The organism is Chryseobacterium sp. FR048 (genome assembly GCF_056844665.1).
In genome coordinates, this window is record NZ_JBXDSE010000008.1 from 74446 (window position 1) to 93308 (window position 18863).

The 18863-nt window shown below is 38.9% G+C and carries 14 protein-coding genes; 6 read left to right on the forward strand and 8 right to left on the reverse strand.

Annotated elements, in window-relative coordinates; genetic code table 11:
- Positions 1-2 precede the first annotated feature (2 nt).
- From AC106K_RS20805 to AC106K_RS20825, 5 genes are all read left to right on the forward strand, one after another.
- Positions 3-1157: a TIGR03364 family FAD-dependent oxidoreductase gene (locus AC106K_RS20805; RefSeq protein WP_482447361.1), complete on the forward strand. Its 1155-nt coding sequence runs from the start codon at positions 3-5 to the stop codon at positions 1155-1157.
- Positions 1158-1163: 6 nt separating this feature from the next.
- Positions 1164-1832: an HAD-IA family hydrolase gene (locus AC106K_RS20810; RefSeq protein ID WP_482447362.1), complete on the forward strand. Its 669-nt coding sequence runs from the start codon at positions 1164-1166 to the stop codon at positions 1830-1832.
- Positions 1833-2313: 481 nt separating this feature from the next.
- A complete protein-coding gene (locus AC106K_RS20815; RefSeq protein WP_482447363.1) occupies positions 2314-3138 on the forward strand; it encodes a hypothetical protein in 825 nt (274 codons plus the stop codon).
- A 17-nt stretch (positions 3139-3155) separates the two neighbouring features.
- Positions 3156-3938 carry a hypothetical protein gene (locus tag AC106K_RS20820; protein WP_482447364.1) on the forward strand — a complete coding sequence of 261 codons (783 nt, stop codon included), beginning with the start codon at positions 3156-3158 and terminating at the stop codon, positions 3936-3938.
- 622 nt (positions 3939-4560) lie between these two features.
- Positions 4561-6414: an alkaline phosphatase family protein gene (locus AC106K_RS20825; RefSeq protein WP_482447365.1), complete on the forward strand. Its 1854-nt coding sequence runs from the start codon at positions 4561-4563 to the stop codon at positions 6412-6414.
- Positions 6415-6492: 78 nt separating this feature from the next.
- Here AC106K_RS20825 and AC106K_RS20830 read toward each other — a convergent pair whose 3' ends face one another.
- The 8 genes from AC106K_RS20830 to AC106K_RS20865 all read right to left on the reverse strand — a co-directional run bounded on the left by AC106K_RS20830 (position 6493) and on the right by AC106K_RS20865 (position 18104).
- The gene (locus AC106K_RS20830; RefSeq protein WP_482447366.1) at positions 6493-6978 is read right to left on the reverse strand and encodes a GNAT family N-acetyltransferase; all 486 of its coding nucleotides are present in this window, start codon (positions 6976-6978) and stop codon (positions 6493-6495) included.
- A gap of 15 nt (positions 6979-6993) precedes the next feature.
- Positions 6994-8409, reverse strand: a complete 1416-nt coding sequence (locus AC106K_RS20835) for an aminotransferase-like domain-containing protein (protein ID WP_482447367.1) — start codon at positions 8407-8409, stop codon at positions 6994-6996.
- A gap of 44 nt (positions 8410-8453) precedes the next feature.
- Positions 8454-8819: a hypothetical protein gene (locus AC106K_RS20840; protein WP_482447368.1), complete on the reverse strand. Its 366-nt coding sequence runs from the start codon at positions 8817-8819 to the stop codon at positions 8454-8456.
- 344 nt (positions 8820-9163) lie between these two features.
- Positions 9164-13966: a DNA repair ATPase gene (locus AC106K_RS20845; RefSeq protein WP_482447369.1), complete on the reverse strand. Its 4803-nt coding sequence runs from the start codon at positions 13964-13966 to the stop codon at positions 9164-9166.
- 209 nt (positions 13967-14175) lie between these two features.
- The gene (locus AC106K_RS20850; RefSeq protein ID WP_482447370.1) at positions 14176-16197 is read right to left on the reverse strand and encodes a flotillin family protein; all 2022 of its coding nucleotides are present in this window, start codon (positions 16195-16197) and stop codon (positions 14176-14178) included.
- Positions 16198-16321: 124 nt separating this feature from the next.
- Positions 16322-16984: a hypothetical protein gene (locus tag AC106K_RS20855; protein WP_482447371.1), complete on the reverse strand. Its 663-nt coding sequence runs from the start codon at positions 16982-16984 to the stop codon at positions 16322-16324.
- A gap of 3 nt (positions 16985-16987) precedes the next feature.
- Positions 16988-17689 carry a PspA/IM30 family protein gene (locus tag AC106K_RS20860; RefSeq protein ID WP_482447372.1) on the reverse strand — a complete coding sequence of 234 codons (702 nt, stop codon included), beginning with the start codon at positions 17687-17689 and terminating at the stop codon, positions 16988-16990.
- Between the two features lie 19 nt (positions 17690-17708).
- Positions 17709-18104, reverse strand: a complete 396-nt coding sequence (locus AC106K_RS20865; protein ID WP_482447373.1) for a YbjN domain-containing protein — start codon at positions 18102-18104, stop codon at positions 17709-17711.
- Positions 18105-18225: 121 nt separating this feature from the next.
- Between AC106K_RS20865 and AC106K_RS20870 the strand changes: the two genes are divergently transcribed.
- Positions 18226-18855, forward strand: a complete 630-nt coding sequence (locus tag AC106K_RS20870; protein WP_482447374.1) for a helix-turn-helix domain-containing protein — start codon at positions 18226-18228, stop codon at positions 18853-18855.
- Positions 18856-18863: the final 8 nt, after the last annotated feature.

An 18863-nucleotide genomic window follows, 5' to 3' on the forward strand; every position in this document is an offset into this window, starting at 1 on the left:
CAATGACAACAAAATTTGATTTACTCGTTGTAGGAGGTGGAATTTTAGGAACATTCCATGCATATCATGCGCTGAAGAAAAATCTGAAGGTAGCTTTACTGGAAAGAAACTCTGTGCCTCAGGGCGCCACGGTAAGAAATTTCGGGCAGGTAGTTCCCTCCGGAATGGATCTTAAATGGCAGAATTTCGGAAGAGAAAGTCTCGCAATATATAATGAACTTCATACTCAGGCCGATCTTACCATCAGAAAAAACGGATCTGTATACATCGCTTCCAATGATGAAGAGCTTCAACTGATTGAAGAGCTGTATGAAATCAACAGAAACAATGATTATGAATCTGTTTTATTATCAAAAAATGACTGCATCAAGAAATTCGATGGTCTCCGTTCCGATTATTGTAAAGGAGGGCTGTTTTTCCCACAGGAGCTATCTGTAGATTCCGCAGAGATGATTGTAAAGCTTCATAAGCTGTTACAGGAAAAAATGGGACTTCAGATCTTTTACAACACAACGGTTCTGGAAACACATGAAGATGATCAGAAATGCACAGCAGTCGCAGCAGACGGAACGGAATTCCATGCTTCCAAAATGATCATTTGTGGCGGGCATGAATTCAAAACTTTATACCCAAATGTATTCAATGAAAGTGATCTTGAAGTGAGTAAACTTCAGATGCTTCAGACCAAGCCTCAGGGCATTTATTCTCTTCAGGGAAATATCCTTACCGGTCTTTCGATCAGAAGATATGAATCGTTCAGCGAATGTCCTTCTTTCCAACAAATCAAGGCATTGGAAGACCCTCATTCGTTTGAAAAGAAATATGGGGTTCACATTTTATTCAAGCAGGCTCTGGACGGTTCTGTGATTCTGGGTGATTCTCATGAATATGCCGATGCAAAGAATGCTGATGATCTGGGGTATGACCTTAATATGGAGATTGATGAATTCATGATTCATGAAGCCAAAAAAATTATTGACCTTCCTACTTATGAGATCCAGAGAAGATGGTTTGGGGTATATTCCCAGTGCAAAACAAAAGACATTTTTGAACACAGCCCATCTGCCAATATTCACATTGTAACGGGAATCGGAGGAAAAGGAATGACGGGAAGCGGCGGCTTCTCTAAATTTAATATTGAAAAAATATACGCCTAAACTGAAATGAAAAATATAGAATTACTGGTTCTGGATATGGCCGGAACAACAATTGATGAGGACAATGTAGTTTATAAAACCCTTACAGATGCAGTCAATGATTATGGCTATAAAGTAAGTCTTGACAAAGTCTTATCCACCTGTGCCGGAATGGAAAAACTGGAAGCCATCACCAGTCTGCTGAAAGAAATTAATGGTAAAGAAGAAGATGCTCCGGCTATTTTTGAAAATTTTTCGGACCAACTCAAAGAATCGTATCAGAATCTTGAAGTAAAACCCATCAACGGAACGGAAGATTTTCTTCTGAAAATGAAGGGCCAACATAAAAAAATAGTTTTAAATACCGGCTACACTTCCGAAATCGCCCATCAGCTTTTAAATAAACTGAACTGGAAAGAAAATATACATTTTGACGCTCTCATTACGGCAGATGATGTCTCTGAAAGCCGTCCAAGCCCGGAAATGATTCATCTTGCAATGAAGAAATTCAACATCACTGAAGCGAATAAGGTTTTAAAAGCCGGAGATTCCGTAATTGACATCGAGGAAGGAAAAAATGCAGGATGCGGATTGACGATTGCCGTGCTTTCCGGCGCACAAAACAGATCTGAACTGGAAAAGGCTGCCCCTGATTACATCTTCAATACGATTTCTGAAGCTGAGACAATTCTTTAGTTACTTCTTTTTTTAAATACTTGGGACACAAATGCATTTTATTATTGCATTTGTGTCATTTTTTTGCCCATTCACATCTTTGGAAGAATCGAATAATCATTCTGTTGACAGGAATTATTCAGCTTTTGAGTTCTCCTGAACTCACTCTGGGAAGAATTAAATAACTGCAAGAATACCAAAAGCTTACCTCTTAATTTTAAAAAAATAATAGATATGTATTATTTTTAAAATTATGTGAACGTTTTAAATTTGCCCTCCGAAATTAATTTTATCATTAATAATTATAAGCAATTAAATCAATAATATTCTATTTATCACATAATACTTATGCTTTATGTGAAAAATATAAACAAAGCATATGATCTCAGAATATATTCTTACTGAAAAAAAATCTGAACACAATATTTTTTCAATGGAAAAGTATCCCTGAGAGTTTTATAGATCAATTTTTTACAAAGCAACATTAACAAACAACAATACAATGAAAAAATTAAATTTATTACTGACCTTTTCCCTCTTCATTACGGGCAGCAGTTTTTTTGCACAAGTTGGCATCAACACAACCAATCCTAAAGGAACATTTCATGTAGATGCCGGAAAAGACAATCCTGCAGCTCCAGATGATCCGGATGCGACCCAACAGCTCAACGATGTGGTTGTAGCACCTTCAGGAAGTATGGGAATTGGAACTGTGATCCCTGGAGCAAAATTGCATATTAACAGTGCCACTCCGGGAGCCATCATTATTAATGATGGTACTCAGGGCCAAGGAAAAGTTTTAACCAGTGATGGCTCCGGTATAGGAACCTGGACCAATGTCCCGGTATACCAAACAACAGTGATGGGAGATTATACGTCTGCTACAGAAAAAAAGGCAAGCCTAAACAATGGATTTGATGATGGTGGCGGTCCTACTAATTTTCCTATCTATTCAGGAATCCAAATAACACTTCCAAAAGGAAAATGGGCTTTAAGTGCCGGTCTTGCCTTCAAAAATGCAGGAATTTCCAATTCTTTCTGGCAGCATGCCTATCTTTCCACAAGTACTACTTCAGTGGTCCGAAACGGATTTACTCATCTGGGACCCGCCACTACCAATACAGCTTATGCAGGTTTTATGCTGGGTACAGCGTCTTTACCCAATCCTAATAATAAAGGTTTTATCTCAGGGACCTCTATTATTGATGTTACAGCAGCTTCAGGGGTGACCATTTATCTTATCCTTGAAAACAGATCTCCGGTTAATGCCTTCACATTTGACCCTTTTATGCCTGAAAATTATTTTTATGCCTTCCCAATTAATTAAAAAAGCGAATCAGAACAATGAAACCCTATTATATATTGCTAATTTCTCTGTGCTTCAGCCCATTTTTTAATGGACAGATTGGTATAGGAACATCCGATCCTAAGGGATCTTTTCATGTAGACGCAGGAAAAAACAATAATCCTGTTGTACAGCCTGATGATGATGTCATCATACAAAGCGGAACGGGGAATGTAGGGATTGGAACTACTGATCCTACCTCCAAACTTCACCTCAATGGAAAAATAAGAATAACGGATGGGTCACAAGGTCCTGACAGAATTCTCGTTTCTAATGCTAATGGACTTGCAAAATGGGTTTATCCGGCTATTAAAAGAAATAATAGTGTGGGGATCAATCCAAATCCTGTTGTTACAATCAATTCAGGGCAGACTGCCAATAATTTTAATTATAGTGGGTTTTCTATTACTTTGACAGAAGGGAAATGGCTTGTGAGCTCTTCTCTTACTTTCTCTTCAATAGGACGTAATGGATCTTCCCCTCTTCCCAATGTCAATTACTGGATGCGGGCCTATCTCTCAACATCCAATACTGATTTAACAAATATAAAAAATGTTGGCTTCACTCATTTAGGTCCTGCTGGTCCCAACACCGCTTTCGGAGGCCCTCTTGTAGCGACCAATTATACACAGGATGTAGGCTCTATCTACGGAAGTTCTGTCATAGAAGTGACGGTTCCAAGTGTGACTGTTTACCTCTTGATGGATCAAAAACCTGCAAAATACTATATGTATAGCAGCAATTATTTTGAAAATTATTTCTATGCAGTTCCAATTGATTAGATAACCTGCTGATTTTAAAAGGAGAATATTGCAAATCTGTAACACGCAATAAAAATAATTCATTTACAGAACTAAAATATTACAATTCTAGGGATGAAGACCCCAATATAACACAATGATTTTCTTAACATTAAGCCCTATTCAGGTTAATACCATTTTCATTTAGCATAATAAGGAAGTCAATGCGGAGATCATTGATGCAGGAAGATCACTATCTCCAACTGAACCAGTGATCTTTGAATAGAAATTATAGCGGGAAAATCAATATTGGAGGTCTTCTTTATGATATTTAAAAAAAGTAGAAAGTAACAGATAAAAGCTGTTATAAAGCAATTAGATTTAAATTTTTGATATTAGAACAAGGATTTTCTGTCCAAGTTCTAATATCTTTTTTTATGCTTATGGATTGGAATGTTTTGATCCGTCCTTTATTTAAAGTTTTAAAAGTATTTTAAGCTTTTGTGATTTTTGAGGTTTTACGATTCTCTTTTTATATGAACTTTTTAATTATCAATTAATTAATCTTACGTTCATAAATGTTTACAAATAGTAAACTAATTTTACAATAATTAAAAAATAAATTACTATTTGTAAATTTTTCTTTTTCAAAACCCATTTTCCCATGAAAGCAAAACTATTCTCAATGGCTGTTGTAATGAGTTGTTTCCTCGGAGCTCAGACCAAAAAAGTTTTATTTATCGGTATTGACGGATGCCGTGCTGATGTAATGATGTCTGCTCCTACTCCAAACATTCAGGGCCTCATCAATCAGTCTATTTATTCTCTTGACGGGCTTTGCGCTGCAACGACCTGGAGCGGAAACGGCTGGAGCACGATGCTTACCGGCGTATGGCATACCAAGCACAATGTTCAGGACAACAATTTTACCAATCCGAACTATGTCAATTATCCGGATTTTCTAACGCGGGCAGAAACCTTTAATCCGGGCTTAAGAACCATTTCCCTTGCCCATTGGGGCCCAATCAATGATAAAATTATTCAGAATGCAGACGTAAAAACCAATCTGGCAACGGATCTCGCTGTGAAAAATGCTGCTGTAAATGCTTTACAGAACGATAATCCTGATATTCTTTTTGTAGACTTTGATGACGTAGATCATGCAGGTCATTCTTATGGTTTCTCTTCAAGTGTTCCACAATATGTTTCTTCAATTCAGACCACAGATTCTTTTATCGGAGAAATCGTTGCAGCCATGAAAAACAGACCCACCTACAACAATGAAGACTGGCTGGTGGTATTGACAACAGATCACGGAGCGGTGGAAACCTCACATGGTGGCGGAGCGCTTTCGGAAAGAAATATTTTTACCATCTACTCCAATCCCGGGTTTAGTCCTCAGCAAATCAGTAAAACGTTGCTGGAAGCCAACAAAACATTTAATCAGTTAAATTTTCCGTCAGGGACGTATGCAAAGCCAGCTGATCAAACTCCTTTTAATTTCGGAGCCAACCAGGATTTTACCATTGAATTTTGGGTAAAACCCAATGCTTCCTATACCAGCGATCCTGTAATGCTTGGTAATAAAAACTGGGCCAACGGAAAAAATAAAGGAATTATCTTCTCAGGATATTCCGGGCAAACCTTCAAAATGAATATTGGCGACGGAACCAACAGAATAGACCTTACAGGTGGAAAAGCAGAAACCAATAAATGGAAACATATCGCCGCCAGCTTCGACAGAGACGGTCTTGTAACGCTGTATGAAGATGGAGTTCCGGTAACTTTTGCAAAAATGAACAGTATCGGAAATATTGACTCCGGATTTCCTTTGACCTTGAATCAGGATGGAACGAATACGTATGGAGTCAACCTGGCTGCGTCTTATAAAGATGTCAGAATATGGAAATCTGCACTTCCTAATGATGTAATTGCAAACTGGGCCAACCAGGATATTACCCCATCACATCCTTATTATTCTCAGCTATTGGCGAACTGGAAATGTAATGAAACATCCGGAAATATCCTGGCAGATTCAGGGCCTAATGCCAACAATATGAATATTACAGGAAATCCCACTTATAATGCAAATACAACGAATAATTTCAAAATTTATGATTATACCTCCACAACACGGGAAACAGATCACTTCCCTACCGTATTGAACTGGCTTTGTATTCCGGTACAGTCTTCATGGGGAATAGACGGGGTAAACAGAATTCCCGCGTGTACTAATGAAACATTGGCCGCAAAAGAAATAAAGGCAATCTCTAATGATTTTAAATTATATCCCAACCCTGCATCTACCAACATTGGCATTCAGTATAAGTCTGAAGATAAAGTGATCAGTATTGATATTATTGATACAAAAGGAGGTCTTATTTCAACATATCATTTGAAATCTTCAAATGGTCAGTATGATGAAAAATTCAATATTGAAAGCCTTCCAGCCGGAATCTATTTCCTTAAAATCAATGGAAGCAAAAAGTCTCTGACGAAGACTTTTATCAAGAGATAAAACAGTAAAGCAATTAGATTTAATTTTTTGATATTAGAACGAGGATTTTCTGTCCAAGTTCTAATATCTTTTTTATGCTTATGGATTGAGATCCAGCTGCATCTGCACATCTACCCGGTCATACCCGGCATCTGTAATAGGAATATGTCTGAAGCCCAGCTTTTCATAGAGTTTTATAGCCGGACCCAATGCTGAGTTGGTTTCCAGAACTATTTTATCGGCTTTCAGGTCTTTTGCCATATTCACCAGTGTCGTACCCAGCAGATACCCAATCTTCTTTCCCTGTGCTTTGGGACTTACGGCCATTTTTGCCAGTTCATATACGAAAGGTTCATGTTCTGATTTCATTAAAGCGCATGTTCCCACAGCTTCACCATTCAGTATGGCAAAAACAATATGCCCGCCTTTCTCCAAAATCTCTTCTTCAGGATGATCCAGCATTTTATAATCGCTCTCTTCCATCACAAAGAATGTTTTGATCCATTCTTCATTTAAAGTTTTAAAAGCATCTTTATACTGAGGCTCATACGTCACTATTTTTACTTCATCTTTAGTATCATTCATTGTTATAAGGTTTTGTTATATTCTGTTTTTAATCAGTTTGCCCAGTTTTTCAAGATCACTTTCCACACGGTCTGTCCATTCCAGGGCATAGTTCAGCCGCAAGCAGTTCTGGTACTGGTTATATTGTGAAAACATTCTTCCGGGGGCAAAATTTACTTTCTGCTCCAGTGCTGCATCATAGAGACCTTCCGTACAGATTCTTTTATCCAGCTCCAGCCAAAGCATAAACCCACCTTTAGGCTCAGAAACTTTGGTATTATCAGGAAAATACTGATTCACTGCTTTCTGGATCTGAAGATAATTCGCATACAGTTTCTTTCGGAACATTCTCAGGTGATGATCGTATCGTCCATGCGCCAGGAAATCGGCAATCACATCTGAAAATAAAGAAGGGCCACTCACTGTCTGAACGAGTTTCTGACGAATGATCTTATCTTTAAATTTCCCGGGAGCCACCCAGCCCACCCTGAATCCGGGAGCCAGTGTTTTTGAAACAGAACCTGCCCACATCACAAGATCAGCTTCATCATAATATTTACAAGGTTTAGGTCTTTCTGCTCCAAAATAAATATTCCCATACACATCATCTTCAATCAGAGGAACATTGTATTCTGTGATAAGCCTTACCAGTTCTTTTTTATTTTCATCCGGCATCTGGAAACCCAGCGGATTATTAAAATTCGTTACAAAACAGCATGCGGAAAGTTTCGGCAATACTTTCTTTAAGGCATCCAGATCTACTCCGTAAATAGGATGGGTAGGAATTTCCACTGCTTTTAATCCCAACAGCTGAATTGCCTGAAGCATCCCGAAATACACAGGACTTTCTACCGCTACGGAATCACCGGGCTGGGTAACTGCCATTAAACAATTATAAACGGCATTCATGGCACCGGAAGTAATCACCAGATCATCTTCTGTAATTTTTCCCTCCATTACAATAGACCATTTGGCAATTTCACGGCGGAGCGCTTCGTTTCCCTGTACCGGCTCATAATTGGTTCCGCTATCACTCTTCCGCTTCATTACGTCAATCATACATTTCTTCATCTTGGCTACCGGAAGAAGACTTTTCCCCGGAATTCCCAAAGCAAATTGGGTAATATCCGTTCCTTCAATGGTTCCGAATACTTTATCAATGAGATCCTGCGGGGTATTTTTCTTTTCCGACAGTTTCATTTGAGCCACAGAAGGCAATGCCAGTTTCCGCTGGGAAGTCTGGCTTACATAATATCCGTATTTGGGCCGTGACTCTACCAGAGAACGGCTTTCCAGTTCCATATAGGCCTGCTTTACGGTATTCAGGCTTACATTATAGAGTTTCTGGGCACTTCTCAGAGAAGGCAGCCTCTCGCCGAACTGCAGCGTTTCACTTTTGATCTGCTCCGTGACGGAATTGGCTATTTTAAGGTACAGAACATCTTTAGACATCGGATTCCGGTTTTAAGTAAATGTACAATTTTCTCTCTGTTTTATTAAAAATTCAGCCAATCTACCATATTGCTGATATTGATTTTCAACTGTTCAGCATTGCGGAAATTGGAGGTATTATTCTTTTTAAAATAACTTTCAACACGGGAAATAAAGTTTTTTTTCTCAGCTTCCGACATTTCTTTTTTATGATATACACGGAAAGAGATTTTGTCGTTTTCATGAAGAATAAGGCTGGCAAATGCAATGATCCCGTTTTTCTTTTTTGCCAAAAGGAAAGGAAGCCCGAAACTTGGGTTTACGGACCCGGCAAACTGCGTCTGCAAAAAAATATTTTTCAGCATCAATAAGTCTGAAATATAGACTTCAGCATATTGAATCTGTTCCTGATGTTGAATGATTGTTTCCATATGTGTTCTTCTTGCTTAACAAAATTATGGAGTCTTGATCTTTGGATACAGATACAGAAGAATAGAATATCATGGGTACAGATTTTAAATAATTTTTAATATGAAGCCCACTATTGCCATGGATTGGCTGAAAAATGCAAAGGACTATATATATTGTATAGCTTTAATGGCCAAGGAAAGTGAGAGTTTTGTGAGAGTTTTTTTGCCACGAATACACGAATTTTTTCTTTTATTCGTAGTAGATAGAACAGGATTTAATTCTATCGCAGCATATGTATATAAAACCCGGGCAGTTTCTATTCGAAACTGCCCGGGTTGAAGATCTTTAAAAGATTTTTTGTGTATTACTCCACTTTTTTCAAAGCTTCTTTAATGCCTTCCAATCCGTCTCCGAACTGGGCAAGCAATGCTACAATCTGAGACATTCTATCGTTCTCTCCCAGGCCTTTTATCGTTTTATTTTTTACAAACGTTTTTTTGATTTCTTCCCAACGTTCTGTTTCGTCATTTGAAATGGTTCCGATCAGCTCTTTCAGCTTCAGCATATTGGCTTCTGCTCCGGTTGTCAAAGTCTGGGATTCATTCTGATAATGATTCAGGACAAGTTGAGTGACCTCATCTTTTTTCAGAATAGGTTGGATCTGTGCAATAAGCTTATTCATATTACGGTATGATCCCTGAAGCTTGAATGGCGGCTCATTTCGGTAATCATCAGACATCGCTGCAGAAGCAATATATTCTTTATTTACTTTAAGAACCATATTTCTCACCATAATGGTGTTTTTCAGCACTGCTCTGAAGTCTGATATTTCATTGGAACTGAAGTTTCCTTTCAGGTTATCAGCAGGATTATCTGTTATTACACAATCGTAAAGTTCGTAAAGATTATCCATTCCCGGCTGGGTCAGTCTGGTCAGATATTCATTAGACATTAAAGCATTTTCTATAAGGCTCAAGTCGAAAAGATCTGTCTTAGACCCTGAAATTTCTCCCAGATTGTATGTGTCTGAGCGGTTGGCCAGCATATCCGGAATTTTAAATTTCTCTCCGTTTTCCGTATATGGGTTTCCGGCCATTACCAGACAGAATCTTTTGGAACGGAGATCATAGGTTTTGCTTTCGCCGTTGTAAATTCCTTCTATTTTCCTCTGTCCGTCGGCCAGTGATATAAACTTCTGTAAAAACTCGGGGTTGCAGTGCTGGATGTCGTCGAGGTACAACATTACATTATCTCCCATTTCCAGGGCAAGGTTCAGTTTTTCAAGTTCCTGTCTTGCTCCGGCATTTTTCGCTTCTGCAGGATCTGTGGAAACAATATCATAGCCTAAAGACGGGCCGTTGATCTTCATGAAAACCAAGCCCATGCGTTCTGCCATGTATTCCATCAGGGTAGTTTTTCCGTATCCCGGAGGAGAAACCAGAAGAAGCATTCCCATTCTGTCTGTTCTCTTATCTGTACCTACTGTTCCCAGCTGTTTGGCAAGGTTGGCCCCGATCAGAGGAAAATAAACATCGTTGATCAGCTTATTTCTGACAAAAGAACTCAGCACCTGTGGCTGGAAGGTATCCAGTTTCAATGCTTTCTTTTTTTCATCTACCCAACTGAATTTCAATTCCTGAAGGTGTTTATATTTTGGGACGGTCACTGTATTGAAATGGCTCAGACGGGATACAAATTCAAAATAATTCAGATTGTAGTCTGTATCTTTTTCAAGAGATTTCAGTTCTTTAATGGTGACTTCATAAGAAATACGTTTGATATTTTTCGGATCAAACTTCTGGGTGATGATAAATCCGGCCGTTTCCTGTATGATATTCTTCTCCGCCTGTGGATCAAAGGCCTGTAACGCACTTTCTGCAATATAATAACATGCCGAAGGATACTGATACATCGCCTGGATCTGGGCCATAAATTCAAGATCTTTGCCTTTTTCTTTCAGCTCTTTCAGAAATAATTCATACAAAGCCCCTGCTTTTTCTGAGATCAGGAAGTTTTCTTTGTCTTCCTGTTTCAGGTACAGTGCAGCGTTGATACAATCTGTTTCTTTAAGAATGTTATGGGTTGATGCAAAAGTTTTCATTTCTTCTGCCAGCTCTCTTCTTAAATACTCAAATCCCTGCTTCACTGTAAAAGACTGAGAGATGATAGCTGCTGCCTCAAACTGTCTGTTGTAATAGTCTTTTCTTTCTTTTTGAAGGAAAAACCAGAACAGCTGAGCCAATGCTCTTTCCTGAGCGGTGAACCTCATCAGTCCAAGCTCATTATGTATTTGCTGCAGTCTGGTCACAATATTCTGTGCATCTTTATCGTGAATTCCTTTTACCAATCCTTCTCCGAAATGTTCTGCAGTAAACTGCTGTACAGCCAGCTCATTTTGTTGCTCTGCTGCAATGTCCTTATGGGCAGAGAATACGTTCCAGGCCAGGTATTCAAATCTTTTGACATGGCTGTTTTCGGAAACGAATTCCTGATTCCAGACTTCTTTGAATTCATCAGCCGTATTGAAATTCAGCGGCTCATAAAAGCTCGTTCCGGTAAGGTGATAATAATATTGAGCATTTCTCAGTACCAGCGTAAGATCCAGTTTCTGCTGATTGACCGCAAACTTATAGTCTCCCAGGGCAATAACGCTTTCTCCATCTGCATAGATCTCTTTTTTATCTTTAAGCTTTCTTACCGCTTCCTGCTGAGATGTTTTTAACAGTGTTTGAATCTCTTCCGATTTTGCTGAATCTTCCAATTCTGCAAGCTGTCTGGCAAGATCTCTTACCTTTTCCACCATCAGGTCTGCTGCAAAATAGCCGTTGATTTCATTTTCAGAGTCAAAGGATTCTGCTTTGGTCTGTACGGATTTCAGAATTCTCCGGGCCGCATCAAAAAGATTCTGTGTTCTTTTATTTCTTGATTCGGTAAGCTGTACCCTTTTGTTCTGAAAATGTCCGTAAACTTCTTCTCTTTTGGTTCCTATCTGCTGGATAAATTCTTCGAAATCGATAAATTTGGTCTCCATTTCCTCCAACTGAATGGAAAGCTTGGTCAGGTATTCATCACATTTCTCCGGCGTTTGGGAAAGTTCCAGAAAATTGATAACAGACTGATCAAATAAAGTGATCTGTGCCTGAAAGTCTGAAGCAAGTTCCTTTCCTGAAATCTCTCTCTTCCTTTTGCTAAGTTCTAATCTTTCCTGGTTCAGGCGGGCAAAGATCAGTGAGATATTTTCAATGATCTGGGTAGACTGGGAAGTATCTTCTATTTTTAAATTGTTGACAATATCTACCAACAATTCCAGCTGACCAGATAAGATATTGATATTTTCGTCTATGATTTTTGCGTCTACCGCTTTTTGCAGGGCTATAATGTCTTCTGATATTTTCTGAGCCTTCTCTTCATAAGGCAACAACGCACCTTCCTGAAGAAGAAAATCAACACAGGCGCTTGAAAGTTCAGTATAGCGGTCTGCTAAGGATTTTTCCAGTGAATCCAATAGAGCTGTATCTGCATATTTAAGCTCTCTGGCTCCAGTAACTTCTCCTCTTAAAGCTCTAATCTGCGAAAGGGCATCGATATATTCCGTAAGCTGGGAATAATGAAGTCTTTTGGTATCATCAAGGATTTTATCACAGGAATGCTTTATTTTTTCCAGCGCTTCTTCTGTATTTTTCCTCTGTTCTACTACCTTTTCATATTCATTGATCGCAGAATGGGCAATTCCCCGGATCTCCTTCAGCGGCTGGTCCAGTTTCTGAACTTCGGCTTCTCCAAGGAAGTAGTAGGTATCGAGAATGAATGTGGAAAGTTTTACAATATCATTATAAAGGCCGCTGTAAGAGTCTTTTTTATTGAGAAGGGTAATCAGCTCCTGGCTTTCTGCCATTACTCTCACAATATCCTTATTCCCAATTTTGTAAATTAAACTGTCTGCTTTCTCAGCATTGGGAAGCAGCTCTTTGGAAAAAGGAGTCTGCCAGATCTGGGCAAGATGATTTTTTGTAGTTTCTATGCTTTCACGAAGATAGATGAGCTTTCCATCATGTAAGAAAGTAAATCCACTGCAACGGATCGGAGTTTCTATTGTCTGGGTAATGATGTTGTAGGAAATCAACTGATAGTTGTTCGTTTTATCATCATAGAAAACGTATAAAAAGTTCTCTCCGTTCGGTTCTATAATTGTCTTAAGATAGTATAGCCGGTTCTGATCCTGAGAGATCACTTTCAAACCTCCGGTCTGAAGTGCATATCCGTTGGAAAACAATACACCTTGATTTTCAGGAAGTAACAATCCTGAATATTTAAGAGCATCTGCCCTGGAAACGGTTTTTTCTTTATGATTGTAAATAAAGTAACGTTCTGTTTCCTGGTAAGGTTTTATTTTGAACAAAACAAGATTATCCAGATCACAGAAATGGATCTCTGCATCATCCAGATTCTGATCTTTGTGGATCACATCTTCGGAATAGATCCCTTTTCCCGTATCGGTATTGTCTTCTACTTTGATGGTAATATCACCACCAATACTTTCTACAAAAACTTTATCTGCCAAAGAGACATGGGGATGCTTCCCCGATCTCTGCATATCTCTCGTGGCTTTTGTCCAGACAAAACCATGTTGCTGAGGATACGACGTTTCTGATGCACTTCTTGAATCTACATAGATCAGCTGATTTTCTTTAATAAGCCATTTGAATGCTTTGATGTCTGTAGTACTTTCAGAAAGCTGGAAAACCATATAAAGATAGTTCTCCGTAAAGGTAAATCTGGCAAAAAAAGTATTTCTGTAATATTTATACAGGTTTTTGAATTCATCGATGAAAACCTCATCATTGATCAGGTTATAATCCTGAGGTTCAAATCGGTTCTGATTGATTTTATATATTGAGAAAACATCCGAAATATTGATTTCAGTCTGTAAGCCTAAATGAGCATTGGACCCAAAGATCAGGTGATCTCCCAAAGAATAAATATCCTTGGCAATACAGCTGTGATTTGTTGAAATTCTTTCATTGGCGATAAGGGAAAAGTCTACGCCTCCGAATATATTTTTACGGCTCTCATTAAGCTGCTGAAGTCTTTGAATAAGGTCATTTTTCTGCTCATTCAGACGGTTCTGAATAATTTCGTAGGTTCCTGAATTAAGTTGTTCTGACATAGTTTCGGTTTAGGTTTCATTACTGCTGTCTGACAGCAGGTCCTGGTGTAACAACTTGTGATACTTTAAAAAAACAGTGCAGTTTTGTATTGGATATAAACCTTATAGGCTTTTGAAACCCATAAGGTTTACCGGCAGCATTTACAGCCGCCTGTTATTGGTCAGGTATCACGTTTTAACACCCACTCAATGGAATCCCAATACGTGGTTTAAACGTGGTTATTATTGACCGGTTTATTTTCTACTCCAAGGTGTCTGGCCATGTCCAGAGCTCTTTCCAGAATCCCTTTTTCCTGCTTGTTGGCAACGCCGTTCAGCTTGAAGATCAGGGAAGCGATGCTCATATTTTTGATGTCATCTGAAGAGATTTTATATTTATCTACCATTCCCATTACTTTTCCAATGATATTCTCACCGTCTCCTAAAAGGTTTTCTCTTACCATCTGTGCATTTTCACTGTGGCTTACGAATTTATCCAGCCCTTTTCCTGCAGAAACCTGACGGATCACATTGTCAAAGAATGTATTGTCGCCCCCTACGATGTCAATTTTTGCTGTTTTAAAGGCTTCTGCCAGTACCATTGACTGTGCTTCTGCAATATCTTTCTGAATAGCGATCTGAGCCAGTTCCACATCTTTTTCTTTCGCCAGCTGAAGACGGAATTCTTCGTGGTCTTTTCCGGCATCATTCAGTTTTTTCATCGCTTCTGCTTTTTCAGTGATTCCTGCAGCTTCTGCCAATGCTTTTTCTTTGATCACTTCAGCCTGTGCAATTCCTTCTTTCTTGGTAGCATCTGCTTTTTTCTCAATTACTACGGCTTCTACAATACCTTGTCTTTCTGCCGCATCTGCTTTTGCATGCATTACCTGAGCTTCGGATAATCCTACTGTTGCTTCTTCTTTCGCTTTTGCATCAGCGATGATCTTACGTGCTTCTGCTTCTTTTTCTGCAGCATCTCTTTTCGCCTGTGCTTCGATCACATATTTCTGAGCATCTTTTTCTGCGGCTAGCTTACGTGCTTCTGCGGCTTTGGTTTCTTCGATCAGTTTTTTCTCTGCTTCCTGAGTGGCTACGGTGATTTCCACCTGCTTGTTTCTTTCTGCTGTTTTGAATGCTTCAAGATCTTTGATTCCCTGCTGCTCTTCCACTACTGTTTTCTCCATGGTCAGACGCTCACGGATCGCATCCTGAATACTTTTCTTCTCTAGTTCTATTGCTTTCTCTTTTTCGATCTGAGCAAGGGAAACAATTCTTTCTCTTTCTGTAGCTTCAAGGGCTTTATCTTTCAATACTCTTTCTGTTTCTACCAGATCAGCACGCTCTTTATTTTTAGCCGCAATCACTACCTGACGAAGTTTATTTTCTTCTGCAATCTGTAGTTTTTCTTCTGTAGCAATACGTACGGTTTCATATCTCAGACGCTCCTCTTCTTCTACTTTTAAGATTTCGGCATTTTCGCGGGCCTTGATATTGGCCACTTCTCTTTTCTGAGATTCTTCTTTTTCAGCCAATTGTTTTTCCAGCTCCAGGATCGCTTCACGAGCTTCTACGTTCTGCTTCGTAATTGTTTTTTCTTCATCACGACGCACCTGATTAGCTTTAATATTCTGTGTAGCAGTAAGTTCTGTAATTTTCTTAATCCCCTCAGAGTCAAGGATATTATCTTTATCTAACTTGTCAATAGAAGTCTGCTCAAGATAATCGATGGCACAGTCATCCAAAACATATCCGTTCAGGTCTGTTCCGATGATGTCAAGGATTTCCTGGCGGAATTCACTTCTTGCTTCGTATAGTTCTGTAAAGTCAAATTTCTTTCCTACGGTTTTAAGGGCTTCTGAGAATTTGGCTTCAAAAAGTTCTCTTAAGGTCTGTGCATCTGAAGCTCTCTGGCATCCGATCGTCTGTCCTACATTGACAATATCATCTACCGATTTGTTGACGCGGATAAAGAAAGCTACCTGAATATCTGCTCTCATATTGTCTTTACAGATCAGGCCGGCTCTTCCTTCTCTTGAAATTTCCAGTTTTTTTACGGAAATATCCATAGATTCCATGCGATGGATGATAGGAATAACAATACCTGCGTTGAAGAAGACTTTTGTACCTCCGTAACCAGTTCTTAAAATAACAATTCCCTGAACAGTTTTTTTATACATCGATAAAATCCAGAAAACCAATCCGATTGATGCTACCGCAACAATAATAATCCCAGCAATTAAAGGTAAGTTCATAGTTTTATAAGTTTATAGTTTATATGTGAATGTGTTTTTTGTTTTAAAAATATCGGAGAATCATCTCCAGGATATAATTCATCATGATCAAGAAAAGAGTTAACATGGTTATTAGTCTTGTTTTTTAGTATCTCATTGATCTTTGTACGTAATATATTCTTTTGTCCGGTTCCTCGTCTACAATCATGACATGGGTTCCGTGTTCCAGCCTGCTTCCGTCTTTACTCCTCACCATCAGCGTCATAGGATCGCTTCCGATAAAGACTTCCATCATTCCTATTTTATCATCCTGAATGCTTGATTTCAGACGGCCTTCTCTTCCCAGAAAGGCATAGGGAGCTTCTCCTTTATGATTGATCTCATTAAAAAAGGGATTGAGCGGCTCTAAAACGACTTTAGTAATCAGCATTCCTCCGATCATTAAAGGAAATATGGCTACTATTCCGGCCCAGGTAGGAAGGGTAAAGAAATAGTTCAGGTAAAATGATCCCAGCCAAGTAACCAGTAATGACAATGTGAGGAAATACGTCACCGGAACAATATCCAGATTCAGAAATTTCAAAAAGTGCATCCAGGCGGAAGGGTCGTGATCTGAAGGATGGAAATGACCGTCCGGGACATCCACATCGGCATCAGCATCAATATCCACATCAGAATGGATTCCTATATCAATATCCAGCCCTGTAATTATGGTAAACAGCCAATAGATCACTGAAAGCCCAAGTAAGACTGTCAGCACCGTATTCACCGGAGAAAATGCTATATTTAAAAATTCCTGAAAGGTCATAGATTAGCCTTTTTTAAGTGTTTCTTTTAATCTGTTTAAAGCTTCTTCAGCTTCGGTATCTTTATTATTGACAATGGCATCAATTTCTTCATCAATCGTTTTTCCTGATTTTGACAGATCGGCATAGGCGTCGGCAAGTGCTTCCTGCTGTACTACTCTGTCTTTTAGTTTTTCGAGCATGCTTACAGTACTTCCGGTATCCATCTGGGTCATTTTCTGGTTGATGTCTTTAGTGGCTTCGCTCACCTGCACTCTTGCTTTCAGGGTTTTCAGTTCATTTTCCCATTTGGCGATACTTGATTTCAGGTGATTGATATTTCCCTGCATTTTTTCGCATTCTGCATGGAGTTTTTCGTGCTCTTTCTGTAGTTCAAGGGATTTTTCCTGTGAAGAAGTCTGTCTTTTCAGGGCTTCTTTGGCAAGACGGTCAGCTTCGGCGGTGTCCACCTCCCCTTTTTCTGCTTTCTGCACAATGACAATGGCTTTGTTGTAATAGTCTTTTGCAATCTGCTCTTCCGCTTCCGCCTCGTTCTTTTTACGGATCGTAAGAGCCTTCAGCTGTGCAAGAGCCTCGATGCTTTTTCCCAGCTGTTCTTTCATTTCGCGGATTCCCTGTTCCGTTGCATTAATGGGGTCTTCAAAGCTTTCGATCACAGAATGGATCTCTGCTTTTCCAATTGTTAATAATCTTTTAAAAATGTTCATTTTAAATATCTTTTGTGAATTACTTACTCATTTCAAGCATTTCGTTGGTAAACTCTCCTACCAGGATTCCCAGTGAATTAATAGACGCCATCACTTCGTTCTGTGCCATATTATCGGTAGGTAATGTATCTCTGAAAATGACTCTTCGGCCTGTACCATCCAGTACAAATGCTCCGTGAACAATATCTCTGTTTTTCTGCAGCAGTTTTCGGAAGGTATGTTCGGAAGGGTTTTTGATTTCGAAAAGAAACTGTTCCATGATCAGAATAGAGTCTGATATAATAAGGATCATATTTTTTATCCCGTTGGATTCTTTTTCAATGATTAAGATTCTCTGAGCCTCATCTTCCAGAGTGATGGTAAACTCGTAATCTAGCAACCACTCTTTGACCGTTCTAAATATTTGATTTTTCATGATGGCTGGTTTTGTGTTCAAATTTCTTCTACACAAATATAACATAAAATTTTCAAATTGCAAATATTTTTAGCAATTATTTATTTCAGATTCTCTATATTTGCAAAAAAGATTAGACAAGATGAGCTTCTTTGGAACTAATATTAAGAAAATAAGACAGGTGAAAGGACTGAGCCAGAAGGCTTTTGCAGACCTGTTTGATCTGAACAGAGGTGTGATAAGCTCTTATGAAGAAGGACGTGCCGAACCGAAAATCGAGACGATATTAAAGGTTGCCAATCATTTTAACCTTAATCTTGACAAATTACTGACAGAAACCCTGCAGGTAAATCAGTTAGTGAGTGTTTCTGACATTGATCAGCTCATGCTTTTCCCGGAACTGGCCATTCAAAACACTAAAGAAGCAAAAGCAGATCAGGAAAAAGATACCCCCAACGCTGCTATATTGCAAAAAATATTAGCATCGGTAGATCTGGTGTATGAGTTTACCGCTGATAAACCTCTTTTACCACAATACCAATACGGGGATATTGTATTTCTGAATAAGGCAGATCTTACAACAGAAAGCCACAATACATTATTGTTATACACCGACGAAACCCTTCAACATCTGCCTGATAATCACTCAACAAAATCAAAAACACAGCAGATTTACAAAGTGGTAGGCTATGTTTCCACTGCTGAGAAAAATATTTTTGCAGGTATTTTTGAAAGACTGGAACAACTGGAAAGAAAGACTACAAACAAATAAAAAAAGGA

Coding starts and splice junctions, on each gene's coding strand:
- AC106K_RS20805 (WP_482447361.1), top strand. CDS start 3: ATGACAACAAAATTTGATTTACTCGTTGTAGGAGGTGGAATTTTAGGA.
- AC106K_RS20810 (WP_482447362.1), top strand. CDS start 1,164: ATGAAAAATATAGAATTACTGGTTCTGGATATGGCCGGAACAACAATT.
- AC106K_RS20815 (WP_482447363.1), top strand. CDS start 2,314: ATGAAAAAATTAAATTTATTACTGACCTTTTCCCTCTTCATTACGGGC.
- AC106K_RS20820 (WP_482447364.1), top strand. CDS start 3,156: ATGAAACCCTATTATATATTGCTAATTTCTCTGTGCTTCAGCCCATTT.
- AC106K_RS20825 (WP_482447365.1), top strand. CDS start 4,561: ATGAAAGCAAAACTATTCTCAATGGCTGTTGTAATGAGTTGTTTCCTC.
- AC106K_RS20830 (WP_482447366.1), bottom strand. CDS start 6,978: ATGAATGATACTAAAGATGAAGTAAAAATAGTGACGTATGAGCCTCAG.
- AC106K_RS20835 (WP_482447367.1), bottom strand. CDS start 8,409: ATGTCTAAAGATGTTCTGTACCTTAAAATAGCCAATTCCGTCACGGAG.
- AC106K_RS20840 (WP_482447368.1), bottom strand. CDS start 8,819: ATGGAAACAATCATTCAACATCAGGAACAGATTCAATATGCTGAAGTC.
- AC106K_RS20845 (WP_482447369.1), bottom strand. CDS start 13,966: ATGTCAGAACAACTTAATTCAGGAACCTACGAAATTATTCAGAACCGT.
- AC106K_RS20850 (WP_482447370.1), bottom strand. CDS start 16,197: ATGAACTTACCTTTAATTGCTGGGATTATTATTGTTGCGGTAGCATCA.
- AC106K_RS20855 (WP_482447371.1), bottom strand. CDS start 16,984: ATGACCTTTCAGGAATTTTTAAATATAGCATTTTCTCCGGTGAATACG.
- AC106K_RS20860 (WP_482447372.1), bottom strand. CDS start 17,689: ATGAACATTTTTAAAAGATTATTAACAATTGGAAAAGCAGAGATCCAT.
- AC106K_RS20865 (WP_482447373.1), bottom strand. CDS start 18,104: ATGAAAAATCAAATATTTAGAACGGTCAAAGAGTGGTTGCTAGATTAC.
- AC106K_RS20870 (WP_482447374.1), top strand. CDS start 18,226: ATGAGCTTCTTTGGAACTAATATTAAGAAAATAAGACAGGTGAAAGGA.